Raw genomic sequence first — 245 nt, 5'->3', positions numbered from 1 at the left:
TAGTGGACCGTTTATTAAGAGCCAATCAAAAAGGAACTTTAGAGCGAGTATTAAAACAGTATGCCAATTATGATGTACTTGTTATTGATGAAGTGGGTTATCTGCCCTTTTCAAGAGATGGAGCGAGTCTTCTCTTTCAACTGATTAATATGAGATATGAAAAGAAATCCACGTTGATTACTACGAATATCCCACTTTCTCAATGGTCTGAGTTTCTTCAAGATAAGAAATTAACGAATGCTTTA

The 245-nt window shown here is 34.7% G+C and carries 1 pseudogene; it reads left to right on the top strand.

Annotated features, from left to right (window positions below):
- Nucleotides 1–245 (top strand): annotated as a pseudogene (istB, locus tag FDX22_RS26325) (IS21-like element IS712 family helper ATPase IstB); the annotation flags it as partial.

Origin of the sequence: Citrobacter sp. TBCS-14, assembly GCF_005280805.1 — a bacterium.
Lineage (GTDB): Bacteria > Pseudomonadota > Gammaproteobacteria > Enterobacterales > Enterobacteriaceae > Citrobacter > Citrobacter gillenii.
This window is presented reverse-complemented; position numbering and strand designations above follow the sequence as displayed.